This is a genomic window from Dorea ammoniilytica (genome assembly GCF_025567415.1).
Taxonomy (GTDB): Bacteria; Bacillota; Clostridia; order Lachnospirales; family Lachnospiraceae; genus Claveliimonas; species Claveliimonas ammoniilytica.
Genome location: NZ_JAOQJV010000004.1, coordinates 1 through 17754, shown reverse-complemented (window position 1 = coordinate 17754; position 17754 = coordinate 1). Strand labels below are relative to the sequence as shown.

The following is a 17754-nucleotide window of genomic DNA, read 5'->3' as shown; positions in this document are numbered from 1 at the left end:
ATAACGAGGTGCAGAATGTTAGATGAGAGAAAAGTCAAGCTGATGACAAGAATGGCTCTCTATGAGGAACAGCAGGGGAGAGAGGATCTGAAGGTCAGCGCTTACTATAGAAAAGACTATACCAGTCTGCATACGCTGGCGACTATTTTGTGGGTAACGATAGGATATGTATGTCTGGTTGTACTTCTGGGAATCAGTGTGTTTGATAAGTTGATGGAAAAGATGTCTGTCGGCATGATCATTGTTACAGCAATTGCGATTGTAGCAGCGTATCTGGCAATTATAATTGCATATGCAGTATATACGCATGTTACCTGCAATAACCGACACAAAGAGGCAAGGGCGAGAGTGAAGTTATATAATCATGATCTTGCCAGACTTCTCAATTTATATAAGAAGAAAGATATGAAGAAGGAGAACAGATAGTTATGGAAAGCGTATTAGAACTGAAAGGGAAATTACAGAATGTCTATGCACAGTATTCGACATACATAGATAAGGTGGTACGCTTTGTACTGGCGTTTGTGGCGTTCTTTATGATTAATCGGGAGATAGGTTATATGCATATGCTGGCGAATCCGGTAGTTGCATTGGGGCTGGCTGTGATATGCGCTTTTCTGCCACCGATCTTCACACTGATAGCAGGAGCGGTACTGACGATGGCACATGTCTATAGCGTATCCCTGGGCATGCTGATCGTGACAGCGCTTCTGTTTGTGATCATGTATGTATTCTATCTTCGATTCGCACCAAAGACAGCGATCGTGATATTAGTAGTAGTGACAGCATATATTGCTAAGGTTCCGGCAGCTGCATTGGTGGCATTAGGTCTGCTTGGCACACCGGCATATGCAGTTCCGGCAGCACTTGGAACGATTGCGTATTATATGATTCACCAGGTGAAAAAGTCAGCAGCGGCAATTCAGGCTGCAAAGAGTAGCAGCTTTGTAAATGATATGATCAAATTTGCCAAACAGGCAGTTTCCAGCAAAGAAATGTGGCTGATGGTGATCGCCGGCATAATCTGTATCATACTGGTATATACCATTCGTCGTGCAGCGATGGCACATGCGTGGAAAGCCGCAAGCGTGGCTGGGGCATTGGCGTATCTGATCGTGGCAGCAGCAGGCGGCTCTGTACTGGGTGTAAAGATTTCTACAACAACACTGTTCGTAGGGGCAGTTGTAGCGGTAGTGACCGGACTGGTTCTGGAAATTATATTCTTTGCAGTAGATTACAGCAAATGCGAATCCCTGCAGTTTGAAGATGATGAGTATTATTACTATGTAAAAGCAGTTCCGAAAGTGGGAGTAACTGTTCCAGAGAAGACAGTACAGCAGATCAACAAGCGTGAAGAATATCCTTCTGAGACAGAAGTGATTGATGCAAAGGAACTGCGTAAGAAGACACAGCAGCATGCACAGAAAGATGCTGCGAAGAAGCATGTGAGAAAAGAAACTCCAAGTCATGCGGCACAGGAACCAGTCAGACATGCTAAGAAACAGCAGGCAGGACAGGAACGTAAGCAGGCAAAACCAAGAAAGACAGTGGACAGACAGCAGCCGAATCCAAAGAAGGCAGCAGTTAAGAGAAAACCGTCTCCACAGAAGAGACAGTTATCCGATGCGGATACTGAGCATCTGCTTCTGACACGGAGTCTCGAGAAAGAATTGAATCTGAATAAAGATAATAAATAAAAGATATAAAAGAAGTAGCACAGGCAGACAACAAGTTCAGAAGAATGGGGAGGTGACAGAATGGCGCAGAGAATATCGCAGTTTTTTGAACAATATGTAAAAGGCATTTATTTTCCGGAATTGCGTTTCACGGACATTCTGGAAATCTTGATCATTACATTTCTGATCTATCAGATTATGGTATGGATCAAGAATACCAAGGCGTGGATGCTGATGCGTGGCATTCTGGCACTTGCGGGATTCATACTGATGGCAGCCATTTTACAGATGCATACGATCCTGTGGCTGGCAAAAGAAGCAGCAGCAGTTATGGCTGTGGCGGCAGTGGTCGTTTTTCAACCAGAACTCCGGCGAGGTCTGGAGAAGCTGGGCGAAAAACAGATGCTGACATCCATGCTTCCGTTTGATTCCAAAGAACGAGTACGGTTCAGTGATGAGACAGTTGACGGTATCGTGCGTGCTGTATTTTCCATGAGCAAAGTAAAAACAGGAGCACTGATCGTAGTAGAGCAGCTGATCCAGCTGACAGAATATGAGAGTACCGGTATTCAGATGGATTGTCTGATCTCCAGCCAAGTACTGATCAATATATTTGAGCATAATACTCCGCTTCATGACGGAGCTATTATCGTGCGGAACGACAGGATCGTGGCGGCAACCTGTTACCTGCCATTGTCTGATAACATGGAACTGAGCAAGGATCTGGGAACCAGACACCGTGCGGCAGTCGGTATGAGTGAAGTCAGTGATGCCATGATCGTAGTGGTATCTGAGGAGACCGGAGGAGTATCTGTAGCACAGGGCGGCAGACTTTCCAGAAACCTGACGGAAGCAGAACTGAGAGAGCGCTTCCATGCAATCCAGCAACGGAAGCATTCTAAGAACCCGGCGAACATTCTGGTAGAAAAACTGAAGAAAGGAAGGCATGATGATGATAAAAAAGCTGAAAAATAATTTTAGCCTGAAGCTGTTAGCCTTCCTGTTTGCATTTATGCTGTGGCTGATAGTGGTCAATATTGACGATCCGGTAATGACTAAGACATTTACGAACATACCGGTTACAGTAGAACACTCCGAGATATTGACGGAACAGAATAAGACTTATCAGATCGTAGACGACACGCAGAATGTAAGCGTAGTAGTTTCGGCAAAACGTCGGACGCTGAGTAAGATTAAGGCAAGCGACATTGTTGTTACAGCAGATATTAAGGAAATGTATCTGAATACACAGATTCCATTGGAAGTAACGGTAAATGGATATGAGGGCAGCTGTGAAGCAACGGCAAGTCCGCGTAATCTGCAGATACAGATCGAGGATAATGTAAGCAAGACCACATATATTACACCAGTGGCAAGCGGTCAGGTACGAAGTGGTTATGTGCTCGGCAAGCTGACAGCTGATCCGGAGACGGTAACGATCAACGGACCAAAGTCTCTGGTGGAAAAGATCAGTAAGGTAGAGGCTGAAGTTAATGTGTCCGGACTCTCAGAGAATACCGTGCTGGATTCTGCGCTGGTATTGTACGATGAGAACAATAACGTGATCGACCAGTCAAGGCTGGCAAACAACCTGGGTAATGTAGGTGTGAGTGTATCGGTAACGCTGTATCGGACAACGACAGTACCTGTGGAGGCGGATACATCGGAAATTGAAGTAAAAGAAGGATATTCCATTTCCAATGTGAAGCTGGCTCCGGAAGAGATAGAGATTGCGGGACCGGAAGATGCTTTGGCAAAGGTTAAGAGTATAGATATTCCTGCGGAAGAATTCAGTGGTGAAGCCATTGATTCCCGCACAGATTACACGATAGATATTAGCAAATATCTGCCAGAAGATATCGAACTGGCAGACAGTAACGCAAGTTCGGTGATTATTACAGTAACACTGGAAAAAGACGGAACCAAGAACTATGAGCTTCCGGTTGGATCTATTACAGTGAAAAATCTGGATGAGAACCTGCGTATGAGTTATAACAAAACGGATAATCTGGAAGTACATGTAAAAGGATCAAAGGAACAGTTGGATACTCTGAACATTGAGCAGATTGCAATCATTGATCTGGCTGAATATACAAAAGCAGGAACCTATAAAGTGCCAGTACAGTTTAAGCTGCCGGATGGATGTACGCTGACAGAAGATGTTGAAGTAGAACTCGTGCTGGAAGAGAAAGATAGCGGAGGAAATTAAAAGTATGATTACAAAAAAAGTAAAGATCACCAATCCTACGGGACTTCATATGCGTCCGGCCGGAATCTTCTGCAACAAAGCATCTGAGTTTGAATGCAGTGTCAGATTTCGTTATGACAATACGATGGCTAACGCAAAAAGTGTACTCAGTGTACTTGGCGCATGCATTAAAAGCGGAGATGAAATCGTGCTCGAGTGTGAGGGACCGGATGAAAAAGAAGCAATGGAAGCAATGGTAAAAGCAATTGAAGATGGTCTGGGAGAATAAACCAGACAAAGAGAGGTACAAATGAGTAAAGTAACACTGGTCGTCATGGCAGCAGGAATCGGAAGTCGGTTTGGCGGCGGTATCAAACAGCTGGAGGCAGTAGGACCAAACGGTGAGATCATTATGGATTATTCCATTCATGATGCGCTGGAGGCGGGATTTAATAAGGTTGTATTCGTAATCCGTAAAGATCTGGACAAGGATTTTAAAGAGATCATCGGCAGACGCATGGAGAAGCTGGTAGAAGTAGAATACGCTTATCAGGAACTGAATGATATCCCGGAGCGTTTCCAGAAGAAGACAGAAGGAAGAAAGAAGCCGTGGGGAACCGGTCAGGCAATCCTGTGCTGTAAAGATGTGGTAGATGAGCCATTTCTGGTAATCAATGCAGACGATTATTACGGCAAGGAAGCTTACAGAGAAGCATATGCATATCTGACAGGAAGAAAAGATGATAATGCGTATGAAGCGTGTATGGTAGGTTTCGTGCTGAAGAATACTTTGAGCGATAATGGCGGTGTAACCCGTGGCGTGTGCAAGGTAGATGAACACCGCATGCTGTCTGAGATCGTAGAGACATCCAATATTGTCAAGACCGCTGAAGGTGCGGCAGTGCAGACAGAGGACGGAGCAGTGCCAATCGATGTGGAATCAGAAGTCTCTATGAACATGTGGGGATTATCACCGAAGTTCTTTGAGGTGTTGGATAAGGGGTTTGATGAATTTCTGGAGAAGTTGGATCCGGAGAATCTGAAGGGCGAATACCTTCTGCCGACGATCATCGGCGATCTGCTGAAAGAAGGCAAGATGAGAGTCGAGGTGCGAAAGTCACATGATGAGTGGTTCGGTGTAACCTATAAAGAAGATAAGCCGGATGTTGTGGCGGCTATCCAGAAGCTGATTAAAGACGGAGTGTATTCGGAGAAGTTGTTTTAAGTGAAGAAGGAATGAGGGCTTTGACGCGGAAGTGTCAAAGCCTTTTTCTTTATGAACGGAAGAACTGCGAGACGGCCTTTCCGGCTTTGTGTATAGGAAATGCCAGCAGTATGGATGCTGCGATTAAAAGATGATAATTAGTGAAATCAGCCGGGTAGTCGAAAATACTTCTAAAAGCAACATGCAGCAGGTAGATTTCCATAGTCATCCTGCCGGGAACACACAGCAGAATTTTGATAACGCTGTATATTTTTAAGTTTTCAATAAAAGCCAGCAGAGTAATCAATATTAAGAGAAAAGATAATGCATAAAAGATTCCTTCGATACTTCGATCTGCTACATTTGTCAAAAATGGCAGGCGGCAAAATTTTATCAGGGCAGTGCTTGATAAAAGACCTGCATAAGCAGCTGCGAGAGGTTTTTTAGTTATGTGCTGTTTGTTATACACTTTCTCTCCTAAAAATATACCAAGAATAAAGCAGGGAATACGTCCCAGTGCTATCTCTATATTTGAGTAAACCGATGGTGCTGTTTTCCACAAGCCTGCAGCAAAAATAAGATATACGGCAAATGATAATGCAGTTCCGATCCAGCGGTTCTTCCAGTGATAGATTATTTTGTAGAATGCCGGGAATAAAAGGTATAATACTATGATCAGTCCGATAAACCAAAAACGGCGGCACGCTTCTGTAACAAAAGAAATAAAGGAAAAGTCCAGAAGTACATTCATCCATGTCCTGGTGCTGAAGATCAGATCGTAATAGATCCAGTACGGCATTGCTATGATGCAGTAAGAAGGCAGGATGTTGAACATTCTTCGAATATAGAAATTTTTAGTATCTTCATTTTTTCGATAAGAATAGTACAGGCCTATTCCAGACAGGATTAAAAATACATCTACAAAGCGATTGCCAAGAGAAAAGAGTTTTAGGAAACCGGTTAGCGGGATTCCATGGTTTGAACAGTTTTCAGACCAATGAAAGAGTATGATTCCAAGGATTGAACATCCCATTAATTCGGTCCGGTAAATGCTTAGTAAATTCCACGTAAATATTTTTTTGTTCATAAGAATCTCCATTCTGCCATCAGATAGCACAAATTGTAATAAAAGTATAGCATTGTTTTACTTAACAGGCAAATCCGGCCTTTTTCATTGAAAAATTCAGCTATAATAGCTATAATGAGATATGTAAAATTGCGTGTACTATATGCGGAGGTAAGTATAATGAAAAAGAAGATTGCTGTTGTAGTGCTGATAGCAGCGTTATGTGCGGGCTGCTGGATGCCGGGAATACAGAGTAAAGCAAGTGAAGTTACACAAGTACAGGAGGAGACTCAGGGCGATCCTTCAGTGGACGATGCGGATTCAGAATCTGGAGATGAACAGCAGCCGGAGGTTAAAGAGCCGGATAGCGTGTCAGGAAATACGGACAATACTCCTGCTGAAGAGGAACAGGATGCAGAAGAGATGGTACCGTCTGTTTCTTATTCAGCGCATGTACAGAGTATAGGATGGCAGAAAAGTGTAAAAGATGGTGCGCTTGCCGGTACATCAGGACGTTCGCTCCGGATGGAAGGCATTAAGATCAATCTGGAAAATGTTCCGGAGGGACAGGGCGGAATCGAATACGCAGCACACGTGCAGAGTATAGGATGGCAGCCATATGTAAGCAATGGACAGCTGTCAGGTACTTCAGGAAGAAGGCTCAGAGTAGAGGCGGTAAAGATACGTCTTACCGGAGAACTGGCAGATAAATATGATGTATATTACAGGACGCATATTCAGAGTTATGGATGGCTTGGATGGGCAAAGAATGATGAAAGATCAGGAAGTGCAACCTACGGTAAACGTATGGAAGCGATCCAGATCTGTCTGGTTAAAAAAGGAGATCCGGCACCGGGAAGTGAAAGTAACAGCTATGTAACCAGAAAGATTGCATATCAGGCACATTCACAGTCTTATGGATGGCTGGCAAAGGTGTATGATAATGCAAATGGCGGAGTAACCGGAAAGGGAAAGCGCCTGGAAGCATTGAAGATCAGTCTGCCGGATAAGGAATATGACGGAGATATAGAATACCGGGCTTTTGTACAGGGAACAGGCTGGCAGGCATGGAAGAAGAACGGCCAGCAGATCGGTACGGTTGGAACATCCAAACGTATTGAAGCAGTAGAAGTACGGCTGACTGGAGAGATGGCAGAACATTACAGTGTATATTACAGTGTGCATATGGCTAAGATTGGCTGGAGCAGTTACGCAAAAGACGGTGAGACTGCCGGAAGTACAGAATTGAGCAAACGTATCGAAGCAATCCGGATCCAGCTGGTAAAAGAAGGAGAACAGACGCCGGATACCAGCGGAGTTAAATATGTAAGAGGATTGACAAAAGGACAGCTGGTTTACAGCGGTATTGTACAGGAGTCAGGAGAAAGCAGTGTTGCGGCAAGCGGAGAGACACTGGGAACAACCGGCAAGGCAAAACGACTGGAAAGTCTGAACATAACACTGGACAATAGTGATGATGCAAGTCCGGCAGGAGATATCAAATATGCAGTATATCTTTCTGATTCAGGCTGGCAGGATGAAGTGTCAAATGGCACAGTGAGTGGATGCACAGATGGAAGTCAGGGAATAGAAGCTGTTAAGATATCTCTGACAGGAGATCTGACGAAGTATTATGACATTTATTACCGGACATATATTGCAAAATACGGATGGCTTGGCTGGGCGAAGAACGGACAGGCTGCCGGTTCGACGAAGATAGGTTATCGTCTGGAAGCTCTTCAGATTAAGTTAGTATCTAAAGATGCTTCGGCACTGGCAAACAGCCGCTATTACACAGAGACCAAATACAGAAAGTATCAGAATCCTGCACAGTATTATCAGATCAAAGATAAGATTACGTTATCTGGCGGTGATTATACACTTTCTTATGGATATGAAGGTATTAAAGTACGTAAGGTTATCCAGAAACTGAGACTTGGAAATGGCGTTGGCATGGGCGGTGCTTTTTATGGCAATAATGTCGTAAATGCAGTCAAGAAATTCCAGAAAGCGCATGGACTGACAGCGACCGGTAATGTAGATCTGCTTACATGGCTTGCAATGGGATTTGATGAGACACAGTGGAAATCATGGGGTGAATATGTGAGTCCTATCCGTGTTAATGAAAACAGTACACGTAATCAGCACATTGAAGCAATGATCAAGCGGGCATATGATTATCTTGGTAATGATTATGTGATTGGCGCATCTGGAGCACCGGGACTTGGCGTCGACTGCAGCGGTCTGGTTATGCAGGCACTGTATGCAGCAGGATTGGATACATCCCCGATCAATCCGGTCAGCCATGCACAGCCGGGACATGAGTATGAGTCCAGAAATATGTGGGCGTCATCTAAGTTTAAACATGTGCCGTACAGCCAGAGACAGCGGGGAGATTTGATTTTCTACCAGAGCAGTAACGGCGTAGTAATCCATGTGGCAATTTATCTTGGTAATAATCAGGTGATTGAGGCATGGCCGAATAAAGTAATGGTAGCACCGGTTCGATATGGAAGCGGATCCAGAGCGAATATTAAAGGTGTTGCAAGACCTTTTGTATAAAATGAATGGCATCAGTGGATAAGGCAGTACACAGGAGGGAAGTATATGCGGAGAGCGAAAAGGATTATAATGGGGTTATTATGTGCAGGAATGCTGATCGGGAATGCCGGATCAGTGTATGCGCAGGAAGATGTTTCGCAGGAACAGGTTGCAGAAGAACAGAATGTGTCAATCATTAATGACGATTCAAGTAAGGATGCGTCTATGGATGGACAGCGCAGACTCGATGAGATCTACCGGGTAGATGAAAATGGTAATACATCTCTGATAGAAGACAGCAGCTCAGATACAGCGCTTCCGGCAGAGGATGAAGAGGACAGCGCTGACAGAGCCAGAAGCACTTCAGTAAAGATTGTGAATTTCCGTGCTAATAAAAAAGGGGAAGCAGTCAGCAGTTCACAAGTGACAGAATATACGGAGTACAAGACCGGCGCATCGGGATATATCTGTGGTGCAGTAGGAGCAGATGGAGCGTATCTTGGCACATCGAACGGAAAAGTAAGATTTATGATAGCCGGCGTGATCGGTGAAGTGGATGAATCTAAAGTACAGGTTACAGATCTTGATAATGCACAGAGTTACAGCAGTTATTATGCGGACAGTACAACATTAGTACACCATATCTGTATGAATATGACGACACCGGGGTGGGGTGCATCTGTGATGGTTGGAATGCGTCCGGATTATCTGACAGCCGGAACTACCTATTATAGTTATGACGGACATTACTTTTATACCAGTTATTCAAAAATGTTGTTAGATTACCAGTCTGATACCAGAAGTCATGCAGTGAATGCAGGTAATCCTTATTACAATTATTATCAGTATCTGCCGCTTAGAACGGTAACGGAATATTCGGGCAGTGAACTGGACAGTTTTATTAATACTTATGCCGGCAGCAGTTCGAAGATGTATAACACCGGAAGTACATTTGTGAATTACCAGAATACATATGGTACAAATGCACTTCTTATGGCCAGCGTGGCAGCATGTGAAAGTGGATGGGGAAAAAGTTATTATGCATTAAACCGCAATAATCTCTTTGGACTGAATGCGGTAGATAGTGATACCGGCCAGGCATTTACTTTCAACAGTGTAGACGGATGTATTAAAGATTTTTCAGAAACATATCTGTCGAAACGATATCTCAGGCCTGGTTATACATATTATCATGGCGCATTTCTGGGTGACAAGTCCAGCGGCATTAATGTCAGTTATGCATCGAATCCGTATTGGGGCGAGGAAATAGCTAATGTAGCATGGAATCTGGACAAAGCAGGCGGATATAAAGATAAGGAAAAGTATACGATAGGAATAAAGGATACAGACAATATTACACATAACAATGTGAATGTCCGGAAAGAAGCATCTACATCAACTGCGGTATTATACACAACAGGAAGTCATTCTAATTATTCGGTATTGATCCGCGGAGAAAAAGACGGATTTTATGAGATCCAGAGTGATGCAGTACTCAACAGCGGACGTTCAGCAGTTGATACTTCTTCCGGCAAATATAGTGTTGATAATATGTACAGCTATATCAGCAAAGACTATGTGAAGATCATATCACAGGGAAGCTGGAAACCGGGAGATAATTCCGGAGATAACAGCGGAGGTAATTCCGGCGGCAGTGGCGGCGATTCAGGAACGGATATTGTGACGCCGGAGGAAGGAATTGATTATTCGGTACATTGTCAGACCTACGGCTGGATGGATACGGTATCCGATGGAGAGACAGCGGGAACTTCCGATGAATCGAAACGTCTGGAAGCGCTGAAGATCAGTCTGCGCAGTCCATCTGTGGAAGGCGGAGTAAAGTATAGAGTACACTGTCAGACCTATGGCTGGATGGATTGGAAAGAAAATGGAGCAGAAGCAGGAACTTCCGGCGAATCGAAACGTCTGGAAGCAGTGCAGATTCAGCTGACAGGCCAGATGGCAGATAAATATGATATTTATTACCGGGTACACAGCCAGAGTTACGGATGGCTTGACTGGGCGGTGAATGGTGAATGTGCAGGAACTTCCGGATATGGAAAACGTCTGGAAGCAATACAGATTAAATTAGTTCCAAAAGGAGGAACTATACCGGGCAGTACAGAGAATCCGTATGTTCAATCACTGGTAAAATATAAAACACATGTACAGACCTATGGATGGCAGTCCTGGGCGTTCGATGGAGAGACAGCTGGAACTTCCGGTGAATCGAAACGTCTGGAAGCACTTCAGATTAAATTAGTAAATCCAGAAGCAGAAGGAGCTATTGAATACCGCGCGCATGTACAGTCTTATGGCTGGCAGGACTGGGTAAGTAATGGAAAGTCTGCCGGTACATCGGGCAAAGCCAAACGTCTTGAGGCGGTACAGATACGGCTGACTGGAGCTATGGCTGAGAAGTATGATGTGTATTACCGGGTACACAGCCAAAGTTATGGATGGCTTGGATGGGCTAAAAATGAAGAGCCGGCAGGAACATCAGGTCTTGCTAAACGTATGGAAGCAGTCGAGATTAAGCTGGTTCCAAAAGGAAATGACGTACCGGGAAGTACAGAAGGCAGCTATATAACACAATAATATATAAGAAGTATTTCGGGAGTGTATTATGAAAAAACAAAAGAGAGCAATTGCCCTGATTATGGCGGGTCTGATGCTTGTGGGAAGTATAACTGTGAACCCGTTGAAAGCAGATGCTGAAGAACAGCAGAACATTTCTCAGACAGAAACAGGCAGTACAGCAGAAGACTCACAGGACAATGAAAATCAGCAGGAAGATGTTACAGCTGATGAAGGGCAGCAGGATCAGCCAGATGAAAACAGTGAAGCAGAAGAAGAGCAGTCTCAGACTGAGGATAATACCGATGATGCCAGTGAACCTGAGGAATTAAAGGCGAACAGCTGGAGATATCGTGACGGTGAACCGGTTGACCAGGGGGATGGAGTGGCCGCATACAGCAGCAGAGCAGCATCTAATGCCTGGAACAAAGTAAACGGCCGATATGTGAATGGCAATGGCGACATTATTCAGGGAGCTGAAAAGAAAGGTATTGATGTCAGCCAGTGGCAGGGAAAGATTGACTGGGCGAAGGTAAAAGCGGATGGTATCGAATACGCTGTGATCCGATGCGGGTATGGAAGTAACCTGACATATTATGACGATACATACTGGGAGTACAATGTGTCGGAATGTGAACGTCTTGGAATTCCTTATGGCGTATATTTATATTCCTATGCAGATAGTACAGCAGATGCGCGGAGTGAGGCAGAGCATACGATCCGTCTTTTGAAAGGACATCACCCATCACTTCCGGTTTACTATGACTTGGAGGATAAGACGGTAGAGAATGCAGGAAAGAGTATGATATCACAGATGGCTCAGACATACTGTGATAAAGTATCAGCGGCAGGATACCGCGTAGGTATTTATGCCAGCAGAAGCTGGTGGACTTCTTACCTGAATACGTCTACATTTGAGAATGCTTCCTGGTCAAAATGGATTGCAGAATGGGGAAACAAATGCAATTACAGCGAATCTTACGATATGTGGCAGTGTACAAGTACCGGCAGTGTAAATGGCGTGAACGGTAATGTGGATCTGAACTTCTGGATGTTGAAAACTTTTGATGAACAGCCTGTAAAAGTGAATGATTCTAAGATTATCTCATATCAGTCTTATATGCAGACATTTGGCTGGCAGCCGGTGGTGCAGAATGGATACCAGACAGGTGTGACCGGATATGCGAAACGTCTGGAAGCATTTAAGATTAATGTAGGAAGTGGATACGGAGATCTTGGAATCCAGTATTCTGCACATGTGGAGTCATATGGCTGGCAGGATTATGTGTCAAATGGAACGCTTGCAGGTACAACGGGAAAAAGTAAACGTATTGAAGCTGTTAAAATCAAACTGACAGGAAGTCAGGCGTCTAAGTATGATATATATTATCGTGTACATGCGCAGAGTTATGGCTGGCTTGACTGGGCAAAGAATGGCGAAGCAGCTGGAACACAGGGATATAGTAAGAGAGTGGAAGCAATGCAGATCGCTGTTGTACCAAAAGGAAGCGCAGCACCGGGAAGTACAGCTGAGCCGTTTGTAAAAACTGCAACTGCGGTGAAATATAGTGCATATGCCAAAGGGATCGGCTGGCTGTCGGCAGCGGATGGAAAAACAGCTGGAACCAGCGGACAGGCCAGAATACTGGAAAGTCTGCAGATGAAGATTGCGAATGGAGAAGGGACAGGAAGCATTGTATATAATACATATGTGCAGAGTACAGGATGGACTGGTGAAAAGAAAGATGGAGCGTCATCAGGAACGCAGGGAAGCGGTAAGCGTATAGAAGCTGTTAAAATCCATCTGACAGGTGAGATGGCATCGTATTACGATGTATATTACCGGACGTACTGTCAAAGCTTTGGCTGGCTTGGCTGGGCAAAGAATGATCAGACGGCAGGTACGATAGATTATGGAAAACGAGTAGAGGCAGTACAGGTGAAGCTTGTGCGAAAAGGAGCGGCGGCACCGGGAAGTACGGCAAATACATATAAACAGGCTGAAATAAAATACCGCACGCATGTACAGACCTATGGCTGGAAAGATTACAGCTATGATGGAGAAACAAGTGGAACGACAGGAAAAGCAAAGCGTCTGGAGGCAATTCAGATTCGATTCCCGGATGCTAAGATGAACCAGTACATTCAATACAAAACGCATGTACAGACCTATGGCTGGCAGAACTGGGTAACAGGCGGGAATACAGCTGGAACCAGCGGACAGGCGAAACGTCTGGAAGCAATTCAAATTAAGCTGACCGGCCAGATGGCGGAGAAGTACGATATCTATTATCGGGTGCACAGTCAGACTTATGGATGGCTGGGCTGGGCAAAGAATGGTGAGAGCGCAGGTACGGAAGGATTTGCAAAACGTCTGGAAGCGGTACAGATTGTACTGGTGGAAAAAGGAGGCAAAGCTCCGGGAAGTACATCGAAGCCTTTTGTGAAAAAATAAGAGAGTATACAGGGATTGAATTGACGCCTGGCATTATATAATGGTAATATTATATGTAAATATTGGTAATATACAATATAGGACAGGATGATCTGTCAATATCAATATGGGAGGAAATGAAAATGAAGTCACGCATTCGGAAAAGTATAATGGCTATGCTTCTTTGTCTGACACTTGTGGGCACCAGCTCCATCTCCGCACTTCATGCAGATGCATCGGAAGTGAATGGAGATATCCAGAGCGGACAGAGTGTTGGAGCAGGCGGTAATGCCGGTACAGGGGATGAGAGTTCAGATGTGGCAGATGCGGTGAAAGATTCGGAACTGGATGGAGAAGGAGAGAATGACGGGGAACCAACAGAAGAACCCGCAGCAGAAGAACCATCTGATGAAGAAGAACAGGAAGAAGAAAAACCGGTCAGCATAGAATATCAGACGCATGTACAGAGTTATGGATGGCAGAAGACGGTGAAGGATGGTGCGCTTGCAGGAACATCAGGTAAAGCGAAGCGCCTGGAAGCAATCAAGATCAAATTAACTGATCTGCCTGAAAAGTACGAAGGCAGCGGTGTTGAATATGCAGTACATGTACAGAGCTATGGCTGGCAGAATGCAGTCAAAGATGGTGCTGTGTCCGGAACCAGCGGACAGGCGAAACGTCTGGAAGCAATTACTGTAAAGCTTACAGGATCTATTGCGGATGATTATGATGTGTATTACCGTACACATGTACAGACTTACGGATGGCTCGGCTGGGCAAAGAATGGAGAAAAAGCCGGAAGTGCGACAGCGTCAAAGAGAATGGAAGCCATTGAGATCAAACTGGTGAAGAAAGGTGAAGATGCACCGGAAAGTACAGGAAATGCATATAAGTGTCCGCTGGTAGGTTACCAGACGCATATGCAGAGTTATGGATGGAGATCCAAAGGATATGACAACGCAGTAAATGGCGTAACCGGAAAGAGCAAGAGAATGGAAGCGCTTAAGATCAGTCTTCCGGATGTGGAAGGAACAACCGGATATACCGGAGGAATTGCATACCAAGTATATGTACAGGGAAATGGCTGGCAGGACTGGAAAAGTGACGGACAGCTTGCCGGAACGACCGGAAAGAGCAAACGTATTGAAGCACTCCGCGTGAAGCTGACAGGAGAAGTGGCGGAATATTATGATGTATACTACAGGGTATATCTTGCCAGAATCGGTTGGTCAGCATATGTGTGTGGCGGAGATGACGCACTTGCCGGATCTATGAATCTCAGTAAGCGTATCGAAGCGATGAAGATCAAACTGGTGAAAAAAGGCGATACACCACCGTCTACAGCTGGCACGACATATCTGCAGGGATACCAGAACAGTGACTTTTATTATACCGGTAAAGTACAGGGCCAGGGCACAACTGGAAAAATAGCACAGGGAAGTACCGTAGGTGTGACCGGAAAGAGTAAGAGACTCGAAGGCATTACATTGTATCTGAATCAGGATGAAAGTATTGCGAATCTTCCAAAAGGATCTATTCAATATGCAGCATATTTGTCAAGTACAGGCTGGACAGGATGGTCTGAACAGGGACAGTTCGCAGGCTGCGACGATGGTTCCCGCGGTATGGAAGCTGTTAAGATTAAATTAACAGGAGATTTTGCAAAGCATTACGATATTTATTACCGTACGTATGTTCAAAAATATGGCTGGCTCGGCTGGGCGAAGAATGGACAGACAGCAGGAACATCTAAGATCAGTTATCGTATGGAAGGTATGCAGATCAAGCTTGTATCAAAAGATGCATCTGCGCCGGGAGCTAATTCCAGATATTATACACAGACCAGAAAGTCATCCGGACCGGATGCTGCAATGTACGCACGTGCTAATATGTACAGCAGTCCGACGCAGTACATTATCATGGTAGATGGAAAAACTCACAGAGTTGGTATTTACCAGGGATCAAGAGGATTCTGGACTTGTGTCAAGTACTGGGCATGCGGTGACGGAAAACCAAGTACACCGACAGTAAGAGGTGTATTCAGTGTGGGTAACAGAGGTTATTATTTCAATTCCGGTGCATACAGATGCTTCTGGTGGACACAGTTCTACGGAGATTATCTGTTCCACAGTGTATTATGCTGGCCGAATGGCTCTATTGCAGACGGACGTGTGGGAATGGGATTATCTCACGGATGTGTCAGACTGGAAATGCCAAATTGTAAATGGATTTATGACAATATTCCGCGAGGAACAACGGTTGTTGTATATAACTAAATAACAGTCAGCAGACAATTAATAAACAGTCTGTGCAGAATAATAAAAACACTCTTTCGTGGTATTGATATGCTCCCTTTTAGGTAGACAAGTAAAATAATAAAAACTTGTTTCCTGAAAGGGGGTATTTTTTTGAGTAGAAAAGTTAAGTACAGCATAGAAGAAAAACTAAATGCTGTACAAAAATATTTAGATGGTAAAGAGAGTATGTATTCCATTGCGAATAGATTTGGAATTGATGTATCTGCCGTTAGACTGTGGGTGAATAAATACAGAGCGATGGGTGTGGATGCATTTTCTACAAATCAAAATAAGCATTATACTAAAGAAGAAAAAGAACAAGCGGTTGCAGCATATTTGCATGGAGAAGGTTCTCTTATGAGTATCTGTAAAAAATTTAAAATTCATTCAACTGCTCAACTCAGGAACTGGATAAAGAAGTATAATGGTCATGAGGAGCTGAAAGCTTCCGGAACAGGAGGAACTGTCATCATGACCAAAGGAAGAAAAACCACATTTGAAGAACGAATAGAAATCGCTTCATATTGTATTTCGCATGATCATAATTACGCTGAAACTGCTGAAAAATTTTGTGTTTCCTATCAACAAGCACGAAACTATACCGTAAAATATGAAAATGGCGGAATTGATGCGTTGCAAGATAATCGTGGCAAACGCAAGCCGGAAGATACGCTTACTGAAATAGAACGACTTCGTGCTGAATTAAAGTTGGAAAAAGCCAAGCGACAAAAAGCTGAAATGGAGGCATCATTCCTAAAAAAACTCAACGAAATAGAGAGGAGGCGGGGCTAAGCCTGCTACGACACAAACATATTTATCAGGCGATTAAAGAAGAAAACGAAACATACGGATATCCAATTTGTGCTCTTTGTAAATTGGGAAATGTAAGTAGAGCAGCCTATTACAAGTGGTTAAATAGGGAAATTCCGACTAATGAGATAGAAAATGAGCGTATTGCAGAAACGATTGAACAAATACATACAGACTCTCCAGACAAAGGTTACCGAAGAATACGAGACGACCTAGAACGCTATCATGATATAAAAGTGAATGATAAACGAGTACTTCGCATTTGCAGAAAAAAGAATATCAAATCAACAATTAAGTACTCAAACAATGGATGCACGCGTCAGGCTGCAAATCCACAATTTATAGCTGAAAATGTATTGAATCGAGAATTTTATGCTGATGCTCCAAACGAAAAATGGCTTACTGATGTTACAGAGTTTAAATATTATACCGGACAAGAAAAACACAAAGTATATCTAAGTGCCATTCTGGATCTTTATGATAGACGGATTGTATCCTACGTAATTAGAGACAGCAATAATAATGCATTAGTATTTGATACTTTTGACAAAGCTATTGAAAGTAATCCGAATGCTCATCCATTGTGTCATTCTGATAGAGGTTACCAATACACAAGTCGTACTTTTCACGCAAAATTAGAAGCTGCAGGAATGACTCAAAGTATGTCCAGAGTTGCAAAATGTATTGACAATGGTCCAATGGAAGGGTTTTGGGGAATCCTAAAGAGAGAACGCTATTACGGCAAAAAATTTACCGATCGAGAATCTCTTATTACTATGATTGAAGATTACATTGAGTATTACAACACGAAACGATTACAAAGAAATCTTGGAGTATTAACTCCGTTTGAAAAACACGAACAGTATATGTTGGCGGCATAAAAACTGCCACCAGTTTCTCGTATCTGGTGGCAGAAATAGTTTTTATTTTTTTGATTGTCTACTTGACGGGAAGCAGTTCA

At 43.8% G+C, this 17754-nt stretch carries 13 protein-coding genes; 12 read left to right on the top strand and 1 reads right to left on the bottom strand.

From position 1 onward, the window contains the following. Positions 1-15: 15 nt before the first annotated feature. The 6 genes from OCV65_RS04690 to OCV65_RS04665 are packed head-to-tail and all read left to right on the top strand — an operon-like array spanning position 16 to position 5089. Positions 16-426, top strand: coding sequence for a hypothetical protein (locus OCV65_RS04690; RefSeq protein ID WP_262581107.1), 411 nt, complete (start codon positions 16-18; stop codon positions 424-426). A 2-nt stretch (positions 427-428) separates the two neighbouring features. Next, positions 429-1697: a hypothetical protein gene (locus tag OCV65_RS04685; protein ID WP_262581106.1), complete on the top strand. Its 1269-nt coding sequence runs from the start codon at positions 429-431 to the stop codon at positions 1695-1697. Positions 1698-1757: 60 nt separating this feature from the next. Beyond that, positions 1758-2651 carry a diadenylate cyclase CdaA gene (cdaA, locus tag OCV65_RS04680; RefSeq protein WP_262581105.1) on the top strand — a complete coding sequence of 298 codons (894 nt, stop codon included), beginning with the start codon at positions 1758-1760 and terminating at the stop codon, positions 2649-2651. Beyond that, the gene (locus OCV65_RS04675) at positions 2623-3885 is read left to right on the top strand and encodes a CdaR family protein (RefSeq protein ID WP_262581104.1); all 1263 of its coding nucleotides are present in this window, start codon (positions 2623-2625) and stop codon (positions 3883-3885) included. Before cdaA ends, OCV65_RS04675 begins: the two co-directional genes overlap by 29 nt. Before the next feature lie 4 nt (positions 3886-3889). After that, complete coding sequence (locus OCV65_RS04670) at positions 3890-4153, top strand: HPr family phosphocarrier protein (RefSeq protein ID WP_118384412.1); 264 nt, start codon at positions 3890-3892, stop codon at positions 4151-4153. Between the two features lie 21 nt (positions 4154-4174). Then, a complete protein-coding gene (locus OCV65_RS04665) occupies positions 4175-5089 on the top strand; it encodes a nucleotidyltransferase family protein (protein WP_262581103.1) in 915 nt (304 codons plus the stop codon). A 49-nt stretch (positions 5090-5138) separates the two neighbouring features. Here the strand turns inward: OCV65_RS04665 and OCV65_RS04660 are convergent, their stop codons facing one another. Further along, on the bottom strand, positions 5139-6155 hold the full coding sequence (locus tag OCV65_RS04660) for an acyltransferase family protein (RefSeq protein WP_262581102.1): 1017 nt from the start codon (positions 6153-6155) through the stop codon (positions 5139-5141). A gap of 159 nt (positions 6156-6314) precedes the next feature. Here OCV65_RS04660 and OCV65_RS04655 point away from each other — a divergent pair, with 159 nt between their 5' ends. From OCV65_RS04655 to OCV65_RS04630, 6 genes are all read left to right on the top strand, one after another. Then, positions 6315-8696, top strand: coding sequence for an NlpC/P60 family protein (locus tag OCV65_RS04655; protein ID WP_262581101.1), 2382 nt, complete (start codon positions 6315-6317; stop codon positions 8694-8696). Positions 8697-8741: 45 nt separating this feature from the next. Beyond that, positions 8742-11273, top strand: a complete 2532-nt coding sequence (locus OCV65_RS04650; RefSeq protein WP_262581100.1) for a glucosaminidase domain-containing protein — start codon at positions 8742-8744, stop codon at positions 11271-11273. 28 nt (positions 11274-11301) lie between these two features. After that, a complete protein-coding gene (locus OCV65_RS04645; protein WP_262581099.1) occupies positions 11302-13707 on the top strand; it encodes a GH25 family lysozyme in 2406 nt (801 codons plus the stop codon). Between the two features lie 122 nt (positions 13708-13829). Further along, entirely contained in the window at positions 13830-15962 is a 2133-nt protein-coding gene (locus OCV65_RS04640) for a L,D-transpeptidase family protein (protein WP_262581098.1), read from the top strand. A 132-nt stretch (positions 15963-16094) separates the two neighbouring features. Beyond that, complete coding sequence (locus OCV65_RS04635; RefSeq protein WP_262581097.1) at positions 16095-16775, top strand: transposase; 681 nt, start codon at positions 16095-16097, stop codon at positions 16773-16775. Further along, the gene (locus tag OCV65_RS04630) at positions 16730-17674 is read left to right on the top strand and encodes an IS3 family transposase (protein WP_317258785.1); all 945 of its coding nucleotides are present in this window, start codon (positions 16730-16732) and stop codon (positions 17672-17674) included. Before OCV65_RS04635 ends, OCV65_RS04630 begins: the two co-directional genes overlap by 46 nt. Positions 17675-17754 lie beyond the last annotated feature (80 nt).